The sequence below is a fragment of the Pseudomonas sp. ChxA genome (assembly GCF_030263855.1).
Taxonomy (GTDB): domain Bacteria; phylum Pseudomonadota; class Gammaproteobacteria; order Pseudomonadales; family Pseudomonadaceae; genus Aquipseudomonas; species Aquipseudomonas fluorescens_CB.
This window is the reverse complement of the sequence record NZ_JARPMK010000002.1, coordinates 64,130-87,618: the sequence shown is the minus strand read 5'-3', so window position 1 is coordinate 87,618 and position 23,489 is coordinate 64,130. Positions and strand designations below refer to the sequence as shown.

General features: G+C 59.4%; 23 protein-coding genes and 1 pseudogene. 15 read left to right on the top strand and 9 right to left on the bottom strand.

Features of this window, described 5'->3' with window-relative positions; translation table 11 throughout:
• The first annotated feature begins 3 nt into the window (after nt 1-3).
• The 4 genes from kdsA to ispD all read left to right on the top strand — a co-directional run bounded on the left by kdsA (nt 4) and on the right by ispD (nt 3,463).
• Nucleotides 4-849, top strand: coding sequence for a 3-deoxy-8-phosphooctulonate synthase (kdsA, locus tag P5706_RS26075; protein ID WP_010212442.1), 846 nt, complete (start codon nt 4-6; stop codon nt 847-849).
• A gap of 157 nt (nt 850-1,006) precedes the next feature.
• Nucleotides 1,007-2,296, top strand: coding sequence for a phosphopyruvate hydratase (eno, locus tag P5706_RS26070; RefSeq protein ID WP_017137156.1), 1,290 nt, complete (start codon nt 1,007-1,009; stop codon nt 2,294-2,296).
• A 184-nt stretch (nt 2,297-2,480) separates the two neighbouring features.
• Nucleotides 2,481-2,759 (top strand): cell division protein FtsB, encoded by a 279-nt coding sequence (gene ftsB, locus P5706_RS26065; protein WP_058412406.1) that lies wholly within the window; start codon nt 2,481-2,483, stop codon nt 2,757-2,759.
• Complete coding sequence (gene ispD / locus P5706_RS26060) at nt 2,756-3,463, top strand: 2-C-methyl-D-erythritol 4-phosphate cytidylyltransferase (protein ID WP_200433308.1); 708 nt, start codon at nt 2,756-2,758, stop codon at nt 3,461-3,463. Before ftsB ends, ispD begins: the two co-directional genes overlap by 4 nt.
• A gap of 112 nt (nt 3,464-3,575) precedes the next feature.
• Here the strand turns inward: ispD and P5706_RS26055 are convergent, their stop codons facing one another.
• The gene (locus tag P5706_RS26055; RefSeq protein ID WP_058421678.1) at nt 3,576-4,472 is read right to left on the bottom strand and encodes a LysR substrate-binding domain-containing protein; all 897 of its coding nucleotides are present in this window, start codon (nt 4,470-4,472) and stop codon (nt 3,576-3,578) included.
• A gap of 109 nt (nt 4,473-4,581) precedes the next feature.
• Here P5706_RS26055 and P5706_RS26050 point away from each other — a divergent pair, with 109 nt between their 5' ends.
• The 8 genes from P5706_RS26050 (at nt 4,582) to rpoS (ending at nt 11,714) form a co-directional block, all read left to right on the top strand.
• Nucleotides 4,582-5,694: an S-(hydroxymethyl)glutathione dehydrogenase/class III alcohol dehydrogenase gene (locus P5706_RS26050; RefSeq protein WP_025855143.1), complete on the top strand. Its 1,113-nt coding sequence runs from the start codon at nt 4,582-4,584 to the stop codon at nt 5,692-5,694.
• 8 nt (nt 5,695-5,702) lie between these two features.
• Nucleotides 5,703-6,548, top strand: a complete 846-nt coding sequence (fghA, locus tag P5706_RS26045; RefSeq protein WP_017137161.1) for an S-formylglutathione hydrolase — start codon at nt 5,703-5,705, stop codon at nt 6,546-6,548.
• Nucleotides 6,549-6,602: 54 nt separating this feature from the next.
• Entirely contained in the window at nt 6,603-7,076 is a 474-nt protein-coding gene (gene ispF, locus P5706_RS26040) for a 2-C-methyl-D-erythritol 2,4-cyclodiphosphate synthase (RefSeq protein WP_012722614.1), read from the top strand.
• Nucleotides 7,073-8,131, top strand: a complete 1,059-nt coding sequence (truD, locus tag P5706_RS26035; RefSeq protein WP_285682945.1) for a tRNA pseudouridine(13) synthase TruD — start codon at nt 7,073-7,075, stop codon at nt 8,129-8,131. The genes ispF and truD overlap by 4 nt, the downstream gene beginning before the upstream one ends.
• Complete coding sequence (gene surE, locus P5706_RS26030; RefSeq protein WP_017137163.1) at nt 8,119-8,868, top strand: 5'/3'-nucleotidase SurE; 750 nt, start codon at nt 8,119-8,121, stop codon at nt 8,866-8,868. Before truD ends, surE begins: the two co-directional genes overlap by 13 nt.
• A gap of 41 nt (nt 8,869-8,909) precedes the next feature.
• Nucleotides 8,910-9,545, top strand: a complete 636-nt coding sequence (locus P5706_RS26025) for a protein-L-isoaspartate(D-aspartate) O-methyltransferase (RefSeq protein ID WP_169850588.1) — start codon at nt 8,910-8,912, stop codon at nt 9,543-9,545.
• A gap of 209 nt (nt 9,546-9,754) precedes the next feature.
• A complete protein-coding gene (locus P5706_RS26020; protein WP_200433305.1) occupies nt 9,755-10,597 on the top strand; it encodes a peptidoglycan DD-metalloendopeptidase family protein in 843 nt (280 codons plus the stop codon).
• Nucleotides 10,598-10,703: 106 nt separating this feature from the next.
• The gene (gene rpoS, locus P5706_RS26015) at nt 10,704-11,714 is read left to right on the top strand and encodes an RNA polymerase sigma factor RpoS (RefSeq protein ID WP_056857520.1); all 1,011 of its coding nucleotides are present in this window, start codon (nt 10,704-10,706) and stop codon (nt 11,712-11,714) included.
• A gap of 271 nt (nt 11,715-11,985) precedes the next feature.
• Here the strand turns inward: rpoS and P5706_RS26010 are convergent, their stop codons facing one another.
• Nucleotides 11,986-12,195, bottom strand: coding sequence for a cold-shock protein (locus P5706_RS26010; RefSeq protein WP_002554837.1), 210 nt, complete (start codon nt 12,193-12,195; stop codon nt 11,986-11,988).
• Between the two features lie 389 nt (nt 12,196-12,584).
• On the opposite strand from P5706_RS26010, the gene dcd reads away from it, so the two are divergent.
• The 3 genes and pseudogenes from dcd to P5706_RS25995 all read left to right on the top strand — a co-directional run bounded on the left by dcd (nt 12,585) and on the right by P5706_RS25995 (nt 15,803).
• Nucleotides 12,585-13,151: a dCTP deaminase gene (gene dcd / locus P5706_RS26005; RefSeq protein ID WP_017137166.1), complete on the top strand. Its 567-nt coding sequence runs from the start codon at nt 12,585-12,587 to the stop codon at nt 13,149-13,151.
• Nucleotides 13,152-13,258: 107 nt separating this feature from the next.
• Nucleotides 13,259-13,459, top strand: a complete 201-nt coding sequence (locus P5706_RS26000) for a hypothetical protein (protein ID WP_017137167.1) — start codon at nt 13,259-13,261, stop codon at nt 13,457-13,459.
• A gap of 1,037 nt (nt 13,460-14,496) precedes the next feature.
• A pseudogene (locus P5706_RS25995) lies at nt 14,497-15,803 on the top strand (IS4 family transposase).
• A 214-nt stretch (nt 15,804-16,017) separates the two neighbouring features.
• On the opposite strand, the gene pdeM reads toward P5706_RS25995, so the two are convergent.
• From pdeM to P5706_RS25960, 7 genes are read right to left on the bottom strand one after another with little or no spacing between them, the layout of a single operon-like run.
• Nucleotides 16,018-16,668 carry a ligase-associated DNA damage response endonuclease PdeM gene (gene pdeM, locus P5706_RS25990; protein WP_285682942.1) on the bottom strand — a complete coding sequence of 217 codons (651 nt, stop codon included), beginning with the start codon at nt 16,666-16,668 and terminating at the stop codon, nt 16,018-16,020.
• Nucleotides 16,668-19,148, bottom strand: coding sequence for a ligase-associated DNA damage response DEXH box helicase (locus P5706_RS25985; RefSeq protein ID WP_200434782.1), 2,481 nt, complete (start codon nt 19,146-19,148; stop codon nt 16,668-16,670). Before P5706_RS25985 ends, pdeM begins: the two co-directional genes overlap by 1 nt.
• A gap of 57 nt (nt 19,149-19,205) precedes the next feature.
• Entirely contained in the window at nt 19,206-19,970 is a 765-nt protein-coding gene (locus P5706_RS25980; protein WP_056857517.1) for an ABC transporter ATP-binding protein, read from the bottom strand.
• A 13-nt stretch (nt 19,971-19,983) separates the two neighbouring features.
• On the bottom strand, nt 19,984-21,102 hold the full coding sequence (locus tag P5706_RS25975; RefSeq protein ID WP_285682939.1) for a succinylglutamate desuccinylase/aspartoacylase family protein: 1,119 nt from the start codon (nt 21,100-21,102) through the stop codon (nt 19,984-19,986).
• Nucleotides 21,103-21,111: 9 nt separating this feature from the next.
• Nucleotides 21,112-21,822: an ABC transporter permease gene (locus P5706_RS25970; RefSeq protein WP_017137171.1), complete on the bottom strand. Its 711-nt coding sequence runs from the start codon at nt 21,820-21,822 to the stop codon at nt 21,112-21,114.
• The gene (locus P5706_RS25965; RefSeq protein ID WP_138816435.1) at nt 21,819-22,547 is read right to left on the bottom strand and encodes an ABC transporter permease; all 729 of its coding nucleotides are present in this window, start codon (nt 22,545-22,547) and stop codon (nt 21,819-21,821) included. Before P5706_RS25965 ends, P5706_RS25970 begins: the two co-directional genes overlap by 4 nt.
• Nucleotides 22,548-22,607: 60 nt before the next feature.
• On the bottom strand, nt 22,608-23,387 hold the full coding sequence (locus P5706_RS25960; protein WP_200434780.1) for a transporter substrate-binding domain-containing protein: 780 nt from the start codon (nt 23,385-23,387) through the stop codon (nt 22,608-22,610).
• Nucleotides 23,388-23,489: the final 102 nt, after the last annotated feature.

Below are 23,489 nucleotides of genomic sequence, written 5' to 3'. Positions count from 1 at the left end.
CTGATGGCCCAGAAGATCATTCGCGTAGGCGACATCGAGATTGCCAACGACAAGCCCATGGTGCTGTTCGGCGGCATGAACGTGCTGGAAAGCCGCGACATGGCGATGCAGGTCTGTGAAGAGTACGTAAAAGTGACCGAGAAACTCGGTATCCCTTACGTGTTCAAGGCCAGTTTCGACAAGGCCAACCGCTCGTCCGTGACCTCCTATCGTGGCCCGGGTCTTGAAGAAGGCATGCGGATCTTCCAGGACATCAAGCAAGCCTTCGGCGTGCCGATCATCACCGACGTCCACGAGCCTGAACAGGCTGCCGTGGTCGCCGAGGTGTGCGACATCATCCAGTTGCCGGCCTTCCTGTCGCGCCAGACCGATCTGGTCGTGGCGATGGCCAAGACCGGCGCTGTGATCAATATCAAGAAAGCCCAGTTCCTCGCGCCCCAGGAAATGAAACACATCCTGAACAAGTGCGTGGAAGCGGGTAACGACCAGTTGATCCTCTGCGAGCGCGGTTCGAGCTTCGGCTACAACAACCTCGTGGTGGACATGCTCGGTTTCGGCATCATGAAACAGTTCGAATACCCGGTGTTCTTCGACGTGACCCACGCGCTGCAAATGCCCGGTGGTCGCGCCGATTCCGCAGGTGGGCGACGTGCCCAGGTGCTCGACCTGGCCAAGGCGGGCATCAGCCAGTCGCTGGCGGGGCTGTTCCTGGAAGCCCACCCGGACCCGGACAACGCCAAGTGCGACGGCCCTTGCGCCCTGCGCCTGGACAAGCTGGAGCCGTTTTTGGCCCAGTTGAAGCAGTTGGACGAACTGGTCAAGAGTTTTCCGACGGTAGAAACCGCGTAAGCCGCGTTTCTCCGGTAAAGTATCCCACGCTAAACGCTCAGGCCTGCGGGCCTGAGCCTTGTCGCCTGCAAGCCTGCCCTGTTGTTCCACCCTTGCGGTCGGTCAAAAGATTTCCTACAGCTGCGTCGTTTTCGTCAACTTTGGAGTGTTTACAACAATGGCAAAAATCGTCGACATCAAAGGTCGTGAAGTTCTCGACTCCCGTGGCAACCCCACCGTCGAAGCCGACGTGCTTCTCGATAACGGCATCATCGGCAGCGCTTGCGCGCCGTCCGGTGCATCTACCGGTTCGCGCGAAGCGCTGGAACTGCGTGATGGCGACAAAAGCCGTTATTTGGGCAAAGGTGTACTCAAAGCTGTAGCCAACATCAACGGCCCGATCCGTGACCTGTTGCTGGGCAAAGACCCGCTGGACCAGAAAGCCCTGGACCACGCGATGATCAAGCTCGACGGCACCGACAACAAAGGCAGCCTGGGCGCCAACGCCATCCTCGCCGTGTCCCTGGCCGCTGCCAAGGCTGCTGCACAGGACCAGGATCTGCCGTTGTACGCGCACATCGCCAATCTGAACGGCACCCCGGGTGTTTACTCGATGCCGGTCCCGATGATGAACATCATCAACGGTGGCGAGCACGCCGATAACAACGTCGACATCCAGGAATTCATGGTGCAGCCGGTTGGCGCCAAGACCTTCTCTGAAGGCCTGCGCATGGGCACCGAGATTTTCCATCACCTCAAGGCTGTGCTGAAGGCCCGTGGCCTGAGCACTGCGGTCGGTGACGAAGGTGGTTTTGCACCGAACCTGGCGTCCAACGAAGATGCACTCAAAGTCATCTCCGAAGCGGTGGCCAACGCTGGCTACAAGCTGGGCACCGACGTGACCCTGGCCCTGGACTGCGCTGCCAGCGAATTCTACGAAGACGGCAAGTACAACCTGTCCGGCGAAGGCCACGTGTTCACGTCGGAAGGTTTTGCTGACTACCTCAAAGGCTTGACCGAGCGCTACCCGATCATCTCGATCGAAGACGGCCTGGACGAGTCCGACTGGGACGGCTGGAAAGTCCTCACCGACAAGATCGGCGAGAAAATCCAGCTGGTGGGCGACGACTTGTTCGTCACCAACACCAAGATCCTCAAAGAAGGCATCGACAAAAAGATCGCCAACTCGATCCTGATCAAGTTCAACCAGATCGGCACCCTGACCGAAACCCTGGAAGCCATCCAGATGGCCAAGGCTGCGGGCTACACTGCGGTGATCTCGCACCGCTCCGGCGAAACCGAAGATTCGACCATTGCCGACCTGGCTGTGGGCACCTCGGCGGGCCAGATCAAGACCGGTTCGCTGTGCCGTTCCGACCGCGTTTCCAAGTACAACCAATTGCTGCGTATCGAAGAGCAACTGGCGGGTAAAGCCAAGTACAACGGTCGCAGCGAGTTTCGCGGTTGATCGCTACTTGATGTAAGGCATGGTAAAAAGTCGACAGGTAGCGTCGGAAAAATCACGACAGTGTGTATTTCGGCGCTAATCTGATGGCTATCAAGCACAAGCCTGGTTATTCCAGGCTTCGTGCTATCAGTTGCTGTAAAAAGTTTTGCATGGCTGTCTTTTTTTACTGGATACCCGGATTTCGATGCGCAGTCCCAATTGGTTGTTCCTCGTCTTGCTTTTATTGCTGGCTGGCCTGCAATACCGTCTATGGGTCGGTAATGGCAGCTTTGCGCAGGTGAAAGAGCTGACCCAGCAAATTGCCGACCAGCACGCCGAAAACGAAATCCTGCTGGAGCGCAACCGCGTCCTCGATGCTGAAGTGCTCGAGCTGAAAAAAGGCACCGAGACCGTTGAAGAACGGGCTCGCCATGAGTTGGGCATGGTCAAGGAGGGCGAAACCCTCTACCAGTTGGCCCAATGAGTCAGTCTGTACCGGCCTTCTGGGCCGTGATTCCTGCCGCGGGCGTGGGTGCCCGTATGGCCGCGGACCGTCCCAAGCAGTACTTGCAACTGGGCGGGCGCACTATTCTGGAACACAGCCTTGGCTGTTTTCTTGACCATCCAGGCCTCAAGGGGCTGGTGGTCAGTCTTGCTGTCGATGATCCCTATTGGCCAAACCTGCCGTGTGCCAACGACCCGCGCATCGTGCGTGCGGACGGCGGCGACGAGCGCTCGGGTTCGGTGCTCAATGCGCTGCTGCAACTCAATGCCCTGGGCGCCAGTGATGATGACTGGGTGCTGGTGCATGATGCGGCGCGGCCGAACCTGAGCCGGGATGACCTCGATAAACTCTTGGCGGAACTGGCGGATGATCCCGTTGGCGGCCTACTGGCCGTGCCGGCGCGCGACACCCTCAAGCGCGTCGACAAACATGGCCGTGTGGTTGAAACCGTCGACCGCAGCCTGATCTGGCAGGCGTATACGCCGCAGATGTTTCGCCTAGGCGCCTTGCACCGCGCCTTGGCCGATAGCCTGGTGGCCGATGCGGTGATCACTGATGAAGCCTCGGCCATGGAATGGTCCGGTCAAGCGCCGCGCTTGATCGAGGGGCGTGCCGACAACATCAAGGTGACCCGGCCAGAGGATCTTGAATGGCTCAGGTTACGGTGGGCTAACCGCAGGTAGTCAGTTAAACCGTGTCGACTTCATCGCAGGCAAGCCAGCTCCCACCTTTGAAATGCATTCCCCTGTGGGAGCCGGGCTTGCCCGCGATGAGGCCGGTACAGGCGCCGAATAATCAGCCACAGTACTCCGGCCTTTCAGCCAACCCAGCCTTCAAAAAGTCCACCAGCTTCCTGACCTTCGGCGATAAATGCCGCTGCTGCGGATACAGCGCCCACACCGCCGTATTCGGCGGCTGATGCGCCTCCAGCAACGACACCAGCGCGCCACTGTGCAGATGCTCCAGCACGTAATAATCCGGCAACTGACACAACCCAACCCCTTGCAGCGCCGCATCCAATACCGCCTGCCCACTGTTGCAGCGCCAGTTTCCCTGCACCCGCTGGGAAAATTCCCGCCCATCCTGAGCCAGTTGCCAGATATCCGAGCTGCCGATCAGGCAGTTATGCCGACTCAACTCCGACAAACTATGTGGCCGACCATACCGCGCCAAGTAGGACGGCGACGCGCACAGGTACATGCGCCGAGGTGCCAGGCGGCTGGCAACCATGCGTGAGTCTTGCAAGCGCCCCAGGCGAATCGCCAGGTCCAGCCCCTCGTGCACCAGGTCCAACTGGCGATTACTCAATTCGATATCCACACGCAATTGCGGATACAGCCCCATGAACCGCGTGACCAACGGCACGATAAATCGCTCGCCATAGGCCACCGCGCAGGTCATGCGCAACATACCCTTAGGCTCGCTGGTGAGGTCGCCCACCGCGCGCAACGCTTCTTCACGACCATCTTGTAAACGCTGGCAATGTTGCAGGAAGGTCTGACCGGCTTCGGTGAGCGTCACCTTGCGCGTGCTGCGATACAGCAAGCGCGTTTGCAGCCGTTCTTCCAGGCGCGCCACCTGCCGGCTGATATGCGATGAAGATACGCCCAGCCGCTCGGCCGCTGCGGTGAACTGGCTGCATTCGGCCACCGCGACGAACTCATCAATGCCTTCCCAGCGGTTTTCCAGCATGTTGATTATCCCCATACAGCAATAATGTTTTGCTTTCGCCTGGATTATTCATCAATAAGCCATGTATTACACTCACCGCCTCAGTTTTTAACTCCCTGGAGAAACCCGGATGATCAAGTCCCGCGCCGCCGTAGCCTTTGAAGCTAAAAAGCCCCTTGAGATCGTTGAAGTGGATGTCGCCATGCCCAAGGCCGGCGAGGTGCTGTTGCGTGTGGTTGCGTCCGGCGTGTGCCATACCGACGCCTACACCTTGTCGGGCGCCGACCCGGAGGGCATCTTCCCGTCGATCCTGGGCCACGAGGGCGGTGCGGTGGTTGAGGCGATCGGTGAGGGCGTGACCTCGGTGGCCGTCGGCGACCATGTGATCCCGCTGTACACCCCGGAATGCGGCAAGTGCAAATTCTGCCTGTCGGGCAAGACCAACCTGTGCCAGGCCATCCGCTCCACTCAGGGCAAAGGCCTGATGCCCGATGGCACCACGCGTTTCTCCTACAAGGGTCAGCCGATTTTCCACTACATGGGCACCTCGACCTTCTCCGAGTACACCGTGTTGCCGGAAATCTCCGTGGCCAAGATTCCTAAAGAAGCGCCCCTGGAGAAAGTCTGCCTGTTGGGTTGCGGCGTCACCACCGGCATCGGTGCGGTGATTAACACCGCCAAGGTCAAGCCGGGCGACACCGTGGCCATCTTCGGCCTCGGCGGTATCGGCCTGTCGGCCGTCATTGGCGCGGTCAAGGCCAAGGCTGGTCGTATCATTGCCATCGACATCAACCCGGCCAAGTTTGAAATCGCCAAGCAACTGGGCGCCACCGACTGCATCAATCCGAAAGACTACGATCGCCCAATCCAGGACGTGATCGTCGACCTCACCGACGGCGGCGTGGACTTCTCCTTCGAGTGCATCGGCAACGTACAGCTGATGCGCGCCGCGCTTGAGTGCTGCCACAAAGGCTGGGGCGAGTCGGTGATCATCGGTGTGGCCGGTGCGGGCCAGGAAATCGCTACGCGTCCATTCCAGCTGGTCACCGGTCGCGTCTGGCGCGGGTCGGCGTTCGGCGGCGTGCGCGGCCGCACCGAATTGCCAAGCTATGTGGAAATGGCCCAGACCGGCGAGATCCCGCTGGACACCTTCATCACCCATACCATGGGCCTGGAAGACATCAACAAAGCGTTTGACTTGATGCATGAAGGCAAGAGCATTCGTACTGTCATCCACTTTTGAGGTCGGCCATGAACCTGGAAAACCTGTCGTGCCAGAAGAGCTTTGGCGGCTGGCATAAACGCTACAAGCACCATTCCGATGTGCTCGGTTGCGACATGACTTTCGCCGTCTACCTACCGCCGCAAGCGGAGCAGGGCGGCAAGTTGCCAGTGCTGTACTGGTTGTCGGGGCTTACCTGCACGGATGAGAACTTCATGCAAAAAGCCGGCGCCCAGCGCATGGCCGCCGAGCTTGGGTTGATCATCGTCGCGCCAGACACCAGCCCGCGTGGGCCGGGTGTGCCGGGCGACCCGGACAACGCCTGGGATTTTGGCCTGGGCGCCGGCTTCTACCTGAATGCCACGCAGGAACCCTGGGCCAAGCACTATCGGATGCATGACTATGTCGTGCAGGAATTGCCTGCGTTGGTTGAAGCGCATTTCCCGGCTTCGGACAAGCGCGGCATCAGTGGCCACTCCATGGGCGGTCACGGTGCGCTGGTGTGTGCCTTGCGCAACCCGGGGCGTTACCAATCGGTGTCGGCGTTTTCGCCGATCAACAACCCGATGGATTGCCCGTGGGGCCAGAAAGCCTTCTCCCGTTACCTGGGCGAAGAACGCTCCAAATGGCGCGAGTGGGATGCTTGCGTGCTGATCAGTGAAGCCTCGGAAAAACTGCCGTTGCTGGTGGACCAGGGCGATCGCGACGATTTCCTTGCCGTGCAGCTTAAGCCTGAGGCGTTGCAGCAAGCGGCCAAGGCCGCCAACCATCCGCTGGAACTGCGCCTGCAGCCGGGTTATGACCACAGCTACTTCTTTATCGCCAGCTTCATCGAAGACCATTTGCGACATCATGGTCGTGCTTTGCTCGGTTAATGTTAGGCAAAAGTAGGTAGAATCACGCCCTGAATTAAATCGGGGCGTTTTTTTATGCGTATTGGCCACGGCTATGATGTGCACCGTTTCGCTGAAGGCGATTTCATCACTCTGGGCGGCGTGCGCATCGCACACCACCATGGGTTGCTGGCTCATTCCGACGGCGACGTAGTGCTGCATGCCTTGAGCGATGCCTTGCTCGGCGCGGCCGCGTTGGGCGATATCGGCAAGCACTTTCCAGACACCGACCCGACCTTCAAGGGCGCGGACAGCCGTGTCTTGCTGCGCCATGTGGTCGGCCTGATCCACGCCAAGGGCTGGAAGGTCGGCAACGTCGACAACACCATCGTGGCCCAGGCGCCGAAAATGGCGCCCCACATCGAGTCGATGCGCGCGTTGATTGCCGCCGACCTGCAAATTGAATTGGATCAAGTCAACGTGAAAGCCACCACCACCGAAAAGCTTGGGTTTACTGGCCGGGAAGAGGGCATCGCGGTGCACTCCGTCGCCTTGTTGCTGCGCGCATGAATGATCTGCAATTGCTAGGCCCGCGTGCCTATGGCGAGGCCTTGGGCAGCGCGGTGTTGAAAGCGACGGCTGAAGATTTCCAGGTCGACGAAGTGCTGGATATCCCGCTCAGCGGCGACGGTGAGCACCTGTGGCTGTGGGTCGAAAAGCGCGGCCTCAATACCGAAGAGGCCGCACGCCGTATCGCCAAGGCTGCCGGCGTGCCGTTGCGCACCGTCAGCTACGCCGGGCTCAAGGACCGTCAGGCGTTGACGCGTCAGTGGTTCAGCGTGCAACTGCCAGGCAAGGCCGACCCGGACATGAGCGGTGCCGAAAACGACACCCTCAAGATCCTCAAAATGGGCCGCCACAAGCGCAAGCTGCAACGCGGCGCGCATTCGGCCAACGGCTTTACCCTGCGCCTGACGCAGTTGGCGGCAGACACCGCCGCCATCAACGCGCGCTTGCAATTGATCGCCCAGCACGGCATCCCGAACTACTTCGGTGCCCAGCGTTTCGGGCATAACGGAGGCAACGTCGTGGATGCCCGCGATTGGGCGGCGCGCAAGGCGTTGCCGGAGCAGCGCAATGTGCGTTCGCGGCTGCTGTCGACCGCGCGCAGCTTTCTGTTTAACAAGGTTTTGGCGGCGCGGGTCGCGGACGGTTCCTGGCAGCGTGCCCAGGTCGGTGACCTGCTGGCGTTTACCGACAGTCGCAGTTTTTTTCCCGCGGGTGAGGCTGAATGCAGCGACCCGCGCCTGGCGATTCTGGACCTGCACCCCACCGGCCCACAGTGGGGCGAGGGCGATTCACCGGCCAGCGGCGCGACCCACACGCTTGAGCAAAGCATTGCCGCCAGCGAGCCAGAGCTGCGCGATTGGCTGGTGAAAGCCGGCATGAGCCAGGAACGTCGCATTCTGCGACTGCCCATTGGCGGGTTGACGTGGCATTATCCCGGTCCTGACATTCTGCAATTGGAATTCGTCCTGCCGGCCGGATGCTTCGCCACTGTGTTGGTGCGCGAGCTTGTTGATCTGGTGCCGGTGGGGCCGACGGACAACCCATGCGTATTCTGATATCAAACGATGACGGTGCCACCGCACCCGGCCTTGCCGCGCTTTATGCTGCGCTGCAGGATTACGCCGAGTGCGTGGTGGTTGCCCCGGACCAGGACAAGAGCGGCGCCAGCAGTTCGCTGACGCTCGACCGTCCGCTGCACCCGCAGGTTCTGGCCAATGGCTTTATCAGTGTGAACGGCACCCCCACCGACTGCGTGCACCTGGCAATCAACAGCTTGTTGGACCAGGAGCCGGATCTGGTGGTGTCGGGCATCAACCTCGGCGCCAACCTGGGCGATGATGTGCTGTATTCCGGTACGGTGGCAGCGGCCCTTGAAGGGCGTTTCCTGGGGCGCACCTCGTTCGCTTTTTCGTTTGCCTCACGGCAACTGGATAACCTGGCGACGGCGGCGTATTTCGCCCGCAAGCTGGTGGAAGCCCACGGCTCACTGGACTTGCCTCCGCGCACGGTGCTCAACGTCAATATTCCCAATTTGCCCCTCGACCATATCCGCGGCATTCAGCTGACCCGCCTGGGCCATCGCGCCCGTGCGGCAGCGCCGTTGAAGGTGGTCGACCCGCGTGGCAAGGAAGGTTACTGGATTGCTGCCGCCGGCGATGCCGAAGACGGCGGCCCCGGCACCGACTTTCATGCGGTGATGCAAGGCTATGTTTCGATTACCCCGTTGCAGCTCGATCGCACCTTCAGTGATGCCTTCAGTAGTCTGGATGGCTGGCTTGAGGGGCTGCGTTAATGGCGCGTGAACAAGACGACCTGTTGCGTCGTGGTATCGGGATGACCTCCCAGCGTACCCGCGAGCGTTTGATCCAGCGTCTGTATGAAGAAGGCCTGTCCAACGCCCAAGTGCTGGAAGTCATCCGGCGCACGCCTCGGCACCTGTTCGTGGATGAGGCGCTGGCGCATCGTGCCTACGAAGACACGGCGTTGCCAATCGGCCATAACCAGACCATCTCGCAGCCTTATATGGTTGCGCGCATGAGCGAGCTGCTGCTGGCGGCGGGGCCGTTGGATAAGGTGCTGGAGATCGGCACCGGTTCGGGTTACCAGACCGCCGTACTCTCGCAGCTGGTGGAGCGGGTGTTCTCGGTGGAGCGCATCAAGGTCCTGCAGGACCGCGCCAAGGAACGCCTGGTAGAGCTCAACCTGCGCAACGTGGTGTTCCGTTGGGGCGACGGTTGGGAAGGCTGGCCGGCGCTGGCGCCGTATAACGGCATCATCGTCACGGCCGTCGCCACCGATGTGCCCCAGGCGTTACTCGATCAGCTCGCCCCTGGCGGGCGCCTGGTCATCCCGGTGGGCTCTGGCGAAGTGCAACAATTGATGCTCATTATCCGTGAGGACGAAGGTTTTTCCCGGCATGTACTGGGTGCCGTGCGCTTCGTTCCGCTGCTCAATGGCCCGCTGGCCTGATCATTTCTTCGCAAACAGTGAATTCTGTTGAGGGGGATGTGTCTTACGGCGGGGCTAGTTGAGTCAACATGATTGGAAGCCGGGTTTAAACATGATGAATTTTTCGTTTCAGTCGTGTGCCGGTAAAAAGCCAATGCCCAGTTATACTTGCGACATATTTCAAGCCTGATACAGGCATTCATGTTCGGCCAGCACAAAGGGAGCGGCGGGTGAGTCTCACAGGTCTTGCGCAGCGTATGAGTAAAACAAGTTTTCAGCGACTGGTGCTTGGCCTTGTCTTGAGTTCCTTATTGGTGGGTTGCTCAAGCTCTCCGTCCAGTGGCGCTCGGGTTGTCGACCGAAACGGTGCCAGCACCGTGCCGCAAAAACCGACGGTCACCACCGGGCAATATGTCGTGCGAAAGGGGGACACGATGTTCTCGATCGCCTTCCGTTACGGCTGGGATTACAAGGCGCTCGCAGCTCGTAACAATATTCCTGTGCCATATACGATACATCCGGGGCAAACCATCCGTTTCGATGGGCGAACCGGTTCGGCGCCTACGGCAGTTGTGACAAAATCCGGTTCTTCGGCCTCGTCTTCAAGCAAAACCACGATCATCACCCGGCCTGCAGGCACCGCCGCGCCTACGGTTGCGAGCAAACCGGCAGCCACGCCGTTGCCACCTGCCGGGCCGGCTCCGACCGGTTGGGGATGGCCTTCAAACGGGGTGTTGATTGGAAAATTCTCTTCAAACGGTAGTTTGAATAAAGGCATTGATATCGCCGGGGATTTGGGACAGCCTGTTTTAGCTGCGTCTGATGGGACAGTGGTTTACGCCGGGAGTGGTTTACGGGGCTACGGCGAGCTGGTCATCATCAAACACAGCGATACCTACGTCAGTGCCTACGGTCATAACCGCAGGCTGTTGGTTCGGGAGGGGCAGCAGGTCAAAGTCGGACAGACAATTGCCGAAATGGGGTCAACTGGTACAGACCGGGTGAAACTGCACTTTGAGATTCGCCGCCAAGGGAAACCTGTAGATCCGCTGCAATTCCTACCCCGTCGTTGATGTGTTGCACAGCCTGTTCCCTCACGTAGAAGGAACAGGCTCCAGCGTTGCCAAGGATAGAGGCGTCGCTTGAGCTTGAGGTCGAACTCACCAAAGGACTATAACAATGGCTCTCAGTAAAGAAGCGCCGGAGTTTGACATCGACGATGAGGTTCTCCTTGAAATGGAGATACTCACCGAAAAGGAATCGATGTCGAATGATGAAGGGTCTCCAACTCCTTCAGTTCGCACCAAATCCAAGAACTCCACCGCGTTGAAGCAACACAAGTACATTGACTACACGCGGGCGCTCGACGCCACGCAGCTGTATCTCAATGAAATCGGCTTTTCCCCTTTGCTGACTCCCGAAGAGGAAGTCCATTTTGCGCGTTTGTCGCAAAAGGGCGATCCGGCTGGGCGCAAGCGCATGATTGAAAGCAACCTGCGACTGGTGGTGAAAATCGCCCGCCGCTACGTCAATCGTGGTCTGTCGCTGTTGGACTTGATTGAGGAGGGCAACCTGGGCTTGATCCGGGCAGTGGAGAAGTTCGACCCTGAGCGGGGCTTCCGCTTCTCTACCTATGCTACCTGGTGGATTCGTCAGACCATCGAACGGGCGATCATGAATCAGACCCGCACGATCCGGTTGCCGATCCATGTGGTCAAGGAGCTCAACGTCTACCTGCGGGCAGCGCGTGAGCTGACACAAAAACTCGATCATGAACCCTCGCCTGAAGAAATCGCCAACCTGCTGGAAAAGCCAGTGGGAGAGGTTAAGCGCATGCTCGGCTTGAATGAGCGAGTATCTTCGGTCGATGTCTCGCTGGGTCCGGATTCGGATAAAACCCTGCTGGACACCCTGACGGATGATCGCCCGACAGATCCTTGTGAGCTGTTGCAGGACGATGATCTTTCCCAAAGCATTGACCAGTGGTTGTCGGAGCTCACGGACAAGCAGCGTGAGGTGGTGATTCGCCGCTTCGGCCTGCGCGGCCATGAGAGCAGCACCCTGGAGGATGTAGGCCTGGAGATCGGCCTGACCCGTGAGCGGGTGCGGCAAATCCAGGTAGAGGGCCTCAAGCGCTTGCGTGAGATCCTCGAGAAGAACGGCTTGTCGAGTGAGTCGTTGTTCCAATAAGCGACGCTGAACAAAATGTGGGAGCAGACTTTATGTGGATGCTGGCAAGCCAGTTCCTACATAAAGCCTGCTCCCACATTTTTTTGCCCGACCTGATCGTTCCCACGCTCTGCGTGGGAATGCCTCTTGTGACGCTCCGCGTCACGCTGGGGGGCGCGGAGCGTCCCGGGCTGCATTCCCACGCAGAGCGTGGGAACGATCAGACGATCAGATCAGGCATAAAAAAACCCCGCTTTTAAGGGCGGGGTTTTTTCGACTAAGTCAGTACAAGTTAGATAACTTGAACTTCTTCAGCTTGCATGCCTTTCTGACCGCGGGTAGCGATGAAAGAAACCTGTTGGCCTTCTTTCAGGCTTTTGAAGCCGTCGGATTGGATAGCTTTGAAGTGAACGAACAGGTCGTCACCGGATTGTGGAGTGATGAAGCCGAAGCCTTTTTCATCGTTGAACCACTTAACGGTACCAGTTTGGCGATTAGACATGGTGTATCTCCTTGGACAAAGTTAACTGCGACTCAGGAAAAGCCCTGGCCGAGACTGAGTGCAAAGAGCAGGAAAAATTCTTGGAGATGGTTGGATCGAAATTCAACATATCGTGTAGAGATTCTCAGTGACACAAGCAGCACAGTGGCGCCACCTTAACCCTTTTTCCGGGACGTGCCAATGGTATTTCCGAAGGTTTCTCTATTTTCGTGACTGGCGGTGGTATTTACAGTCACCGGGCACAGCAACGTCGGTCCCGGCCCCGCTGGCTGCCGCTTATGGACGGCGGCACATTCATCAACAAATCCCCCGCGCCCTTTGAACCCCAGAGCCGGCCCCGGTAAGATGCCCAACAGAATTTTTCCACCTCGCTATTCAGGACACCCGCCATGAGCATCAAATCGGACAAGTGGATTCGCCGCATGGCGCAAGAACACGGCATGATCGAACCCTTCGTTGAGCGCCAGATCCGTGGCGAAGGCGCGGCCCCCGTGATTTCCTACGGTGTTTCCAGCTACGGCTACGACGTGCGCTGCGCCGATGAATTCAAGGTGTTCACCAACATCAACTCGGCGATCGTCGACCCGAAAAACTTCGACGAAAAGAGCTTCGTCGACGTCAAGAGCGACGTGTGCATCATTCCGCCAAACTCCTTTGCCCTGGCGCGCACCGTGGAATTCTTCCGGATTCCCCGTGACGTGCTGACCATCTGCCTGGGTAAAAGCACCTACGCGCGCTGCGGCATCATCGTTAACGTGACGCCACTTGAGCCTGAGTGGGAAGGCCACGTGACCCTGGAGTTCTCCAACACCACCACTTTGCCGGCCAAGATCTACGCCAACGAAGGCGTGGCGCAGATGCTGTTCCTGCAGTCCGACGAAGCCTGTGAAGTGTCCTATAAAGACCGCGCCGGCAAGTATCAGGGCCAGCGCGGCGTCACTCTCCCACGCGCTTGATCGAAAGGTCTTACACGCAAAGGGAATTAGTCTGCGTGAAGTGACTCTATTGGGTGTACTGCCTCGGCGCGTGCAAAACGCGCCGAGCCACGCTTGAGGAGTACTTTATGAAGATCGACCCGCGAATCAGCGCCGAACTCGCCCGGCTTGAACCCAACCAGATTGGTGTTCTGGCCTGGTCCCTGATGGCCGACCCAGCGTATGCGGGCGGCATCCCTGGTCAACCTGACGAAGATTGGCCGCAGCAGCCCACCGAGCCCGGTGAGCCAGTCCTTCCCGATGAGCCGCCTCCCGCGCCTGTCGCCTGATTTAAAGTGCTCAGAAGACCAGCGGAGCGGCGTGGCAGTCGACGCCTAGGCGTGAGTTCCTGTGGGTGCTGGCTTGTTGAGTCGTCGCACCGCTGCGATGGCATCACCTCACTACCATTGATGCACCGAGATGGCCGCATTGCAGCATGGGTATCTATACAAGGTTAACGTTGAGGTGGCCTTGAGGCTGATTGGTCGGGGTACATATCCGTTGCTGCGGTCACGGCTGAGCAGGGTTCCGCTTTTACAGCGGGTCACTTTTGTAAAGACACAAAAGTAACCAAAAAGTCTTCGCCCCAACACTCGGTGCCTCGCTTAGGCTCGGCATGCCCGCAATCCGCCAGTGATTTGGGGGGCCGCCGCGATGGGCCATCCTTGGCCCAGCGCGGCTAAACCGGCATCCCTGCCGGTTTACCCCCCAAATCACTGTCGAATTGCGGCCATCGTGTTTAACGGGGCGATTTCAGATCAAGATCAAAAGCGCAGATCAAAAGACCGCTGACTTCGCCAGCGAAAAGGATGTAAGGGCCAGAGCAATAGCAACAGCAACAGCAACAGCAACAGCAGAGCCATACTCGGTCAAAGGTGGGAGCTGGCTTGCCTGCGATGGCATCAACTCGGTGTGCCTGATACACCGAGGTGCCTGCATCGCAGGCAAGCCAGCTCCCACAGAAAAGCAGCTCTTCGGCGTATGCAAATCCGCTTTAGCTTTTGATCTAACCACTCAGGTCGGCTTTCAGGCCGCCGTGCTGTAGATTTTGATCTTGATCTGCTTTTGATCTGAGGCGCCCCGTTAACCACGATGGCCGGAGTGAGGGCACACCGAGCCTTAGCGAGGTGCCGAGTGGTGGGGCACAGACCTTTTGGTTACTTTTGGCTGGGCCGGCATTCCGGGCGTTTGCCAAAAGTGACCCGCTGTAAGAGCCATGCCTTTCAAGGTCTTGGTTTAAAATATCCTCAAATACTTTAGTCAGGATGACGAAACGATGTGGGAAAAGGTTCTAGAGCGGTTTGAAAAACAAGCGCCGGCCAGTGTCATGACGAAGCTGGTACTGGAGCAGGCGGTAGCTGCTGAGTGGGTCGACAAGGTGTTCGATGAATACCGCCAACGTCAGTATTCACGTGAGCTTTTGTTTTCAACCGTTGTTGAGCTGATGTCCCTGGTTTCATTGGGCTTGCGGCCATCCTTACATGCAGCAGCTCGCAAAATGGAGGGGCTTTCAGTCAGCCTCGCCGCAGTCTATGACAAGATCAAACGAACCGAACCCGAGTTGCTTCGAGCCCTGATTTCAGGCAGCGCAGAGCGTTTAGAGCCCACAATAAAACGCTCGGCCACTCATCGACTCTGCCCGGTTGGCAATTGCGCATTGTCGATGGCAATCACCTGCCAGCCACGCAAAAGCGTCTTGGCCCTTTGCGCACTGAGCGAGGTGCGGCTCGTCCGGGGTTTTCTGTGGTGGTCTACGACCCTGATTTGGACTTGGTCGTTGATCTTCAACCGTGGGAAGACGCCTACGCCAGCGAGCGAGTCAGTGTTCTGCCGCTGCTGACCCGTGCAAGCAAGGGCCAGCTGTGGATGGCTGATCGCCTCTATTGCACCTTGCCCGTCCTGCAAGCCTGCGAAGACACCGGGGCTTCGTTCATCGTTCGTCAACACAGCAAGCATCCACGCCTTATGCAAGAAGGTGATTGGCAGGAGTCAGGAACCGTCGACAGCGGAGCCGTTCGCGAACAAATCATCGAGGTAAAAGGTGGTCGCCGCTGGCGGCGTGTTGAGTTGAGCCTGCAAACGGCGAATGACTCAGGTGATTTGGTAATGTGGTTTTGGAGCAACCTGCCAGACACTGTCAGTGCTTGCCAAATAGCTGATTTATATCGTCGTCGCTGGAATATTGAAGGGATGTTCCAACGCCTTGAGTCGGCGCTGGAAAGTGAAATTAAAAGCCTTGGCAGTCCCAAAGCAGCTCTACTGGGCTTTGCCTCGGCGGTGCTGGCTTACAACGTTTTGTCGGTTCTCAAGCGTAGCGTTGAGCAGGCGCACCGAGAAACGCAGCCAGAGGGTTGGGAAGTTTCGATTTTCCATTTGGCGGTGCATGTTCGCAGTGATTATCAGGGAATGCAGATCGCATTGCCTGCGGAAAATTTCCCTCTTGAAAAAACCTCGCAGGGGCTGGCAGAACGGCTGTTGGCCCTGGCGAGGTTGATCAACCCCAAGGCCGTCGCGAAAAGCCCTCGCGGTCCCAAAGTCGCCAAACCCAAGGAGTGGCTGGAAGGTAAGGCCGCGCAGAAACATTTCTCAACAGCTCGGGTACTTAAGGCTGCCAAGTCGAATAAACAAACTTGAACATGGTTTTAAACGGATTTTAAACACGGACCTTGAAAGGGATGGCTGTAAGAGCGGAACCCTACTCAGCCGTGACCGCAGCAACGGACATGTACTCCCCCACCCCAGACGCCAATATTTGTGTAGATGCCTATAACCATCGCAGGCAAGCCAGCTCCCACAGTTCGACCGGGTACATCTACACACTGGCGACTCGTTATCAGGCCGTGTACGTTCAGCACACCGGCCATACGTCCTGATCGCCGATCACAAATACTCGCCGATCGTCGCTTTTCTCTACGGAGTAACCGCCGGTAAAAGCCCCGAACGCCGGCAGCAAGCTGATCCTCGTGCCGATCTGAAAGCACGGCAGCCGCAAACTCTGCCGACCTTTGCCGCGTAACCGGTACACCGGGTGCACATGCCCGGCCAGTACATGATGGCTGGGGTGGGCATCCGGCTCATGCTGCAACGCGAACGGCCCCATCAATAGCGGCTCGGCCACCACTTCAATCCTCAAGTCGGCAGGCGGGTCGCCAGCGCGTTTATCGTGATTGCCGCGAATCAAGGTCAGTTTCAGTGCGTGATTGCGCTCGCGCCAGGCTCTCAAGGCGCTGAGGGTGCCGCTGGCGTGTGAGCCCGGGCCGTGCAGGAAGTCGCCGAGAAAGATCACCTGCGCGCACGGCTGGGCCGACAACAGGCGGTCCAGGCGCTGCAGGTTTTCGCTAGTGGTGCCCTGCGGCACCGGCTGCCCGAGGCTGCGATACGCCGAGGCCTTGCCGAAATGTGCATCGGCGATCAACAGGCACTGACGGGCGGGCCAGTAAATCGCCTTTTCCGCCAGCAGCCACAACGCCTCACCCTCGAGCGTCAGCAAATGATGCATCAGCGTTTCCCGTTATCCGCGACTTTTTCCAGGTCCTTGACCATGCGTGCGATACGCTCGGACAGCTTCTCCGAACTCATGCTCTCGCGCATTCGCTCAACCAGCAGTGGAAACGCCAGCGGCGTCGGCCGTTCGATCACATGCAGGTCCAGTTTCAGCGCCGTCAGATGACGCAAAGTCTCTTCCAACCGACGAATATCCAACTCATCACGCAGGACTTCTTCCCCGGCCTGGGTCAGCAAAAGGTTCTGCGGATCGTATTGCTTGAACACCTCGAAGAATAAACCACTGGAAGCTTGCACTTGCCGCGTGCTTTTCGGCGCGCCGGGGTAACCGGCAAACACCAGCCCGGCGATGCGTGCGATTTCGCGAAAGCGCCGCAGCGCCAGCTCACCGGCATTCAAGCTGGCCGCCACGTCCAGCAGTAAGTTCGTCGGGCTCAGCAGCGCTTGATTCAACACAACCGGCCAGTCCACCGGCGTAGCGCTCAGCAGTTCCAGCCCGTAATCATTCACCGCAATCGAAAAGGTCACCGGCTGGCCTTGGCTGACCCGCCACGCCAGCAAGCTCGCCAGCCCCAGATGCACCTGGCGCCCGGCGAACGGGTAGAGAAACAGGTGCCAGCCTTCGCGCGATTTCAGGGTTTCAGCCAGCAAATGCGCACGTGTCGGCAGGCCAGACCAACGCAACTGAGTCTGCAGCAGCGGTTGCACCGCACGCATTTCGGGGCCATCGAAGTGCCCGTGCGCCGCGGCGTCGAAACGCTCGACCACCGCCTGGGCCAACTCATTGGAAAGCGGCATGCGCCCACCATTCCAACGCGGCACGGCGGCCTTTTTAGCGGTGCTGCGGCGTACATACGCCGTCATGTTCTCCACTCGCACCAACTCCAATAGCCGCCCGGCGAACAGAAAGCCGTCACCGGGTTTGAGCCGGGCGATAAAGCCTTCCTCGACGCTGCCCAGCGTCTTGCCGCCGCCGCCCTTGCTCCAGAATTTCAACTGGATACTCGCGTCGCTGACAATAGTGCCCACGCTCATGCGATGGCGTCGCGCCAGGCGTGCATCCGGCACGCGCCACACGCCATGCTCATCGGGCTCCACTCGGCGGTAATCCGGATAGGCCGTCAACGACAGGCCGCCATGGCGCACAAACCCCAGCGCCCAGGCCCAGTCGGCGTCAGTAAGGTCACGATAAGCCCAGGCATCACGCACCTCCGTCAACAGTGCATCCGGGGTAAAACCACCGCCCAGGGCCATGCTCACCAGGTGTTGTACGAGCACATCCAAAGGCTTGTAGGGCGATTCGCGAGCCTCGATGCGCCGCTGCGTTATCGCGTCCTGGGCAGCGGCGGCTTCCACCAATTCCAGGCTATGGGTCGGCACCAACGTCACCCGTGATGGCCTGCCTGGCGCGTGACCAGAGCGCCCGGCGCGTTGCATCAGGCGCGCCACGCCTTTGGCCGAGCCGATTTGCAGCACCCGCTCCACCGGCAGGAAATCCACACCCAGGTCCAGGCTCGAGGTACACACGACGGCCTTGAGCTGGCCGTCTTTCAAGGCCCGCTCCACCCAGTCGCGGGTTTCACGCGACAGCGAGCCATGGTGCAGGGCAATCACGCCGGCCCAGTCCGGGCGCGCCTCCAGCAACGCCTGGTACCAAATCTCCGACTGTGCGCGCGTATTGGTAAACACCAGGCAACTGCTGCTGGCGTCCACCTCGGCCACCACCTGCGGCAACATTTTCAAACCGATATGCCCGGCCCAGGGAAATCGCTCGGTGGTCGGCGGCAATAAGGTGTCGACCTTCAGCTCTTTTGCCGTTTGCCCCTGCACATTGATCCCACCGCCTTGTGGGACCAGAACCTCAAGGGCATGGGACTGATTGCCCAAGGTCGCGGAAATCCCCCACACCATCAGGTCCGGATGCCAACGCCGCAAGCGCGCCAACGCCAGTTGCAGTTGGACGCCACGCTTGTTGCCGATCAGTTCATGCCACTCATCCACGATCACCATGCGCAGGTGCGCCAGGCTGGTCTCGCTGTCGGCGCGCGCGAGCATCAGCGTCAGGCTTTCCGGGGTGGTCACCAGCGCGGTAGGCTGACGTCGGGTCTGGCGCGCGCGTTCGCTGCTGCTGGTGTCGCCGGTACGCAGGCCGACGCTCCAGGGAATCTGCAGCGTCTCAAGCGGTGCTTGCAGGGCGCGCGCAGTGTCGGCGGCCAAGGCGCGCATCGGTGTGATCCACAGCACCGTCAATGGCTCAGCGGGCGCTTTGCGTTTACCGGTGACAGGCGGGCGAGTGACGGCGAAGCGGTTGAGGGCGGCAAACCACAGCGCATAGGTTTTACCCGCGCCGGTGCTGGCGTGCAGCAGGCCTGACTGGCCGTCTTTAACCGCGGTCCACACGGCTTTTTGAAAGGCGAACGGTTTCCAGCCTTTGGCGGCAAACCATTTTTTGGCGAAGTCGAGGGGTTTTGCCATTCGGCGGCTGACGCTCTGGAGGCTCTATGTCAGAGACCCTCCAGGCGTCGCAAAGGTTTACTTCAAGTTACCGCTCAGAAATTGCTGCAGGCGCTCGCTCTTCGGGTTGCCCAACACATCCTCGGGGGTGCCTTGCTCTTCCACCAGGCCCTTGTGCAGGAACAGCACCTGGTTCGACACCTTGCGCGCAAAGCTCATCTCGTGGGTGACCATGATCATGGTGCGGCCTTCCTCAGCCAGGCCCTGGATCACTTTCAACACTTCACCGACCAGTTCCGGGTCGAGGGCCGAGGTGGGTTCGTCAAACAGCATCACCTCCGGCTCCATGGCCAGGGCGCGGGCGATGGCCACCCGTTGCTGTTGGCCACCGGAAAGGAACGCCGGGTATTGATCGGCCACACGCGCCGGCAACCCGACCTTATCCAGGTAGCGACGGGCACGGTCTTCGGCGTCCTTCTTGCTGCAACCCAGCACCCGGCGCGGCGCCATGGTGATGTTTTCCAGCACGCTCATATGGCTCCACAGGTTGAAGTGCTGGAACACCATCGCCAGCCGCGTGCGCAGGCGTTGCAGTTCGGCATCGTCGGCCACGCGCATGCCGTGGCGGTCGCTGACCATGCGGATCTGCTGACCATCGAGGGTCATGGCGCCGTCGTTAGGGGTTTCCAGAAAGTTGATGCAGCGCAAAAAGGTACTTTTGCCCGAGCCACTGGCGCCGATCAGGCTGATCACATCACCGGTCTTGGCCTTGAGCGAAACACCTTTGAGCACTTCATTGTCGCCATAGCTTTTATGCAGGCCTTCAACGGTCAATTTGTACATGGGGCGTGCATCCTCAAGGCGAAAGTAGGTAGCCGCTGCGGTAGGCTTGCGTGCCTGCAACATGGCTGATCACCATGCCGGCAGTGGCCATGCGCCGCAGCGAACGGGCGTAAAGCAGGCCGGCATGTTTGCAGTACACAGGCGTTACGCGGTCAGTAATGGGGTCGATGATGTCGGCGATCAGTTGCCCGGCTTCCAGGTATTCACCGGGCAGGGCGCTGAATACCAGCAAGCCGCCGACGGGCGTGGCCACCGGTTCCACGCCCGCCAGCGGCGTGGCCGGGTAAGGCAGCTCGGGCAGGGGCGGCGCGTCACCGGTAATGGCACCGAAGTGAGTCAGGTAATCGATGATCGCCTGGCAATCCAGCGCCGCGAGGCCGTGGTTGACGTCGCCCTGGCCGCGCAGTTCGACGGTCACCGAAAAACTGCCCATCGGGATCGGGAAGCGCTCACCGAAACGCTGTTGCAACTGCCACCACACCAGGGTGAAACATTCGTCGAACGACTGCCCGCCGGAGTCGGTCGCCAACAAGTTGGCCTCCGAGCCGATATAGCGCGCCAGCGGTTCCACCTGCGGCCAGGCCTCGGGCGTGGTGTACAGGTGCGCCACGGCTTCGAAGTCGCAATGCAGGTCCAGCACCAGGTCGGCATCGCAGGCCAGACTTTGCAGCACCAGGCGCTGGGATTGCAGCTGGGTAGCAGGCGTTTGCGCCGCGAGGGCCAGGCTCAGGGCGTCGCGAATCAATTCGACGTTATGGGTGGGATCATCCCCCAGCAACTCCTCGACCTGATTGCCGACTTCCTCACTGAGATCGACAAACAGGCGATTGAAGTTCTGCCCGCTTTCCAGCTCGTAGCGGCCCAATGGAATGTCCATCAACACCTGCTCAAGCCCCACCGGATTGGCGATGGGTACCAGCACGATCTCACTGCGCAGGCGCCCGGCCGCCGCCAGCTCCGCCAGGCGCAGCTTCAAGTGCCAGGCCACCAGCATGCCCGGTAGCTCATCAGCATGCAGTGATGACTGGATATAGATCTTGCCCTCAGCCTGTTCCGGGCCGAAGTGGAAACTGTGAACCTGCCGCGCCGTGCCGGGCACCGGCGCGATCAGATCATGTACCTGATGACGCATGATGACTCCTTAGTGGCTCGGCCCGAGAAAGGCCAGCCAGCGACGTTCCGCCAGACGAAACAGCCCGACCAGCGCGAAGGTCACGGTCAGGTAGATCAGCGCGGCGATGCCGAATGATTGAAAGGTCATGTAGGTGGCCGAGTTGGCGTCCCGCGCTACCTTGAGAATGTCCGGCACCGTCGCGGTAAACGCCACGGTGGTCGAGTGCAGCATCAGGATCACTTCGTTGCTGTAGTAGGGCAGCGAGCGGCGTAGGGCCGAGGGCATGATCACGTAGGCATACAGCTTCCAACCGCTCAGGCCGTAAGCCTTGGCCGCTTCGACTTCGCCGTGGGCCATGCTGCGAATCGCACCGGCGAAAATCTCCGTGGTGTACGCGCAGGTGTTAAGGGCGAAGGCCAGAATGGTGCAGTTCATCGCATCGCGAAAGAACGCATCCAGCACCGGCTGCGCGCGCACGGCGGCGATGCTGTAGATGCCGGTGTAGCAAATCAGCAGTTGGATATACAGCGGCGTGCCACGAAACAGGTAGGTGTAGAACTGCACCGGCCAGCGTATGGAGCGTTTGCGCGAGACGCGGGCGATGGACAACGGGATCGAGACCAGAAAGCCGATCACCAGCGCGGCGCTGAGCAGCCACATGGTCATCGCCAGCCCGGTGATGTGCTGGCCGTCGCTATAAAGGAAAGGCCGCCAGTATTGCTGGATAAGTTCGATCATCGCACGGCCTCCCGGGACCCAGCGGAGTAGCGGCGCTCAAGCCAGCGCAGGACGACGTTGGACGCGCTGGTGATCAGCAGGTAGATCAACGCGGCGAGTACCAGGAAGTAAAACAGTTGATAGGTGCTCTTGCCCGCATCCTGGGCGGCCTTCACCAGGTCTGCCAGGCCGATGATCGACACCAGCGCCGTGGCTTTGAGCATCACGCACCAGTTGTTGTTAATGCCCGGCAAGGCAAAGCGCATCATCTGCGGGAAGGTCACGAAGCGAAACCGCTGCCCGCGCGTGAGCCCGTAGGCGGTCGCCGCTTCCAACTGCCCACGCGGGACGGCGAGGATCGCGCCGCGAAACGTCTCGGTGAAGTAGGCACCATAGATGAAGCCCAGGGTGATGACCCCGGCGCTGAATGGGTCGATCTCGATGTAGTCCCATTCCATAAAGTCGGTAAAGCCGGTCAGCCAGATTTGCAGGCTGTAGAAAATCAGCAGCATCAGCACCAGGTCGGGCACGCCGCGAATCAAGGTGGTGTAGAGCTGGGCGGGGATGCGGATCAGGCTGACGCTGGACAGTTTGGCGCTGGCGCCGAGCAGGCCCAGCAGGACGCTGACGGCCAGGGAGGCGACCGACAGTTTCACGGTCATCCACGTACCTTGCAGCAACAGCGGGCCGAACCCCTTCAGACTGAAGGCACCCAGCCCCAGGGTTTGCAAAAGATCTTCAAACATGAATTCAGGACCTAATGGCGATAAAAAAGCGCCCACCGCAAACCGGTGGGCGCCGGGGTGTTATTTACCGCTGTAGAGGTTCAGGTCGCCGAAGTGTTTCTTCTGGATGGTGGCGTAGGTGCCATCATCGTGTAACGCTTTGATACCTTTATCGAGCAAGGCCTTGAGGTCTTTGTTACCTTTTTTGATACCGACCGCAGTTTTGGATGGCAGCAGTGGGTCGTCGATGGCCTTGCTGACTTCGTAGTCAGCGCCGGCCGGCGACTTCAAAAAGCCCAGTTCGGCTTGCAGCATGTCCTGCACGGAAGCGTCCAGGCGGCCCGAGGTCAGGTCGGCATACACCTGGTCCTGGTTGGCGTAGGCCTTGGTGGTCACACCGGCTTTGTCCAGCACAGCCTTGGCGTAGGCTTCCTGAATGGTGCCTTGCTCGTAACCCACGGTTTTGCCCTTGAGGGACTCAGGCGTGGAGAAGTTCGCGCCCTTTTTGAACACCAGGGACGTCGGGCCGGAGAACAGCTCGCTGGAGAAATCGATCGCCTTTTCACGGGCTTCGGTCACGGTCATCGAGGAAATCACGCCGTCGAACTTGTTGGCGTTCAGGCCTGGAATCATGCCGTCGAAGTCGCTTTCAACCCACTTGCACTTCACTTTCAGCTCGGCACAGATCGCATTGCCCAGGTCGATATCGAAGCCTACCAGGCTGCCGTCGGCCGCCTTGGACTCGAATGGCGCGTAGGAAGGATCGACACCAAAACGCAATTCCTTGTATTCCTTGGCCAGCGCGGTACCAGCAGCCATGCACAGAGCCAGTGCAGAAAGGGTCAGCAATGCTTTTTTCATTATGTAATCCCTAAAAACCAAGATAAGCGCTTGTGGCGCGATTAGGACTGTTACTGAGCGGTGTCAGACGGATCACAAGTAGCAATTTCTGCACCATAGTTC

Coding starts and splice junctions, on each gene's coding strand:
- P5706_RS25985 (WP_200434782.1), bottom strand. CDS start 19,148: ATGGCAAAACCCCTCGACTTCGCCAAAAAATGGTTTGCCGCCAAAGGC.
- P5706_RS25975 (WP_285682939.1), bottom strand. CDS start 21,102: ATGCGTCATCAGGTACATGATCTGATCGCGCCGGTGCCCGGCACGGCG.
- surE (WP_017137163.1), top strand. CDS start 8,119: ATGCGTATTCTGATATCAAACGATGACGGTGCCACCGCACCCGGCCTT.
- fghA (WP_017137161.1), top strand. CDS start 5,703: ATGAACCTGGAAAACCTGTCGTGCCAGAAGAGCTTTGGCGGCTGGCAT.
- rpoS (WP_056857520.1), top strand. CDS start 10,704: ATGGCTCTCAGTAAAGAAGCGCCGGAGTTTGACATCGACGATGAGGTT.
- P5706_RS26050 (WP_025855143.1), top strand. CDS start 4,582: ATGATCAAGTCCCGCGCCGCCGTAGCCTTTGAAGCTAAAAAGCCCCTT.
- P5706_RS25970 (WP_017137171.1), bottom strand. CDS start 21,822: ATGATCGAACTTATCCAGCAATACTGGCGGCCTTTCCTTTATAGCGAC.
- P5706_RS25960 (WP_200434780.1), bottom strand. CDS start 23,387: ATGAAAAAAGCATTGCTGACCCTTTCTGCACTGGCTCTGTGCATGGCT.
- dcd (WP_017137166.1), top strand. CDS start 12,585: ATGAGCATCAAATCGGACAAGTGGATTCGCCGCATGGCGCAAGAACAC.
- P5706_RS26000 (WP_017137167.1), top strand. CDS start 13,259: ATGAAGATCGACCCGCGAATCAGCGCCGAACTCGCCCGGCTTGAACCC.
- P5706_RS26010 (WP_002554837.1), bottom strand. CDS start 12,195: ATGTCTAATCGCCAAACTGGTACCGTTAAGTGGTTCAACGATGAAAAA.
- ispD (WP_200433308.1), top strand. CDS start 2,756: ATGAGTCAGTCTGTACCGGCCTTCTGGGCCGTGATTCCTGCCGCGGGC.
- P5706_RS26025 (WP_169850588.1), top strand. CDS start 8,910: ATGACCTCCCAGCGTACCCGCGAGCGTTTGATCCAGCGTCTGTATGAA.
- eno (WP_017137156.1), top strand. CDS start 1,007: ATGGCAAAAATCGTCGACATCAAAGGTCGTGAAGTTCTCGACTCCCGT.
- kdsA (WP_010212442.1), top strand. CDS start 4: ATGGCCCAGAAGATCATTCGCGTAGGCGACATCGAGATTGCCAACGAC.
- ftsB (WP_058412406.1), top strand. CDS start 2,481: ATGCGCAGTCCCAATTGGTTGTTCCTCGTCTTGCTTTTATTGCTGGCT.
- P5706_RS25980 (WP_056857517.1), bottom strand. CDS start 19,970: ATGTACAAATTGACCGTTGAAGGCCTGCATAAAAGCTATGGCGACAAT.
- pdeM (WP_285682942.1), bottom strand. CDS start 16,668: ATGCATCATTTGCTGACGCTCGAGGGTGAGGCGTTGTGGCTGCTGGCG.
- P5706_RS26055 (WP_058421678.1), bottom strand. CDS start 4,472: ATGCTGGAAAACCGCTGGGAAGGCATTGATGAGTTCGTCGCGGTGGCC.
- P5706_RS25965 (WP_138816435.1), bottom strand. CDS start 22,547: ATGTTTGAAGATCTTTTGCAAACCCTGGGGCTGGGTGCCTTCAGTCTG.
- ispF (WP_012722614.1), top strand. CDS start 6,603: ATGCGTATTGGCCACGGCTATGATGTGCACCGTTTCGCTGAAGGCGAT.
- truD (WP_285682945.1), top strand. CDS start 7,073: ATGAATGATCTGCAATTGCTAGGCCCGCGTGCCTATGGCGAGGCCTTG.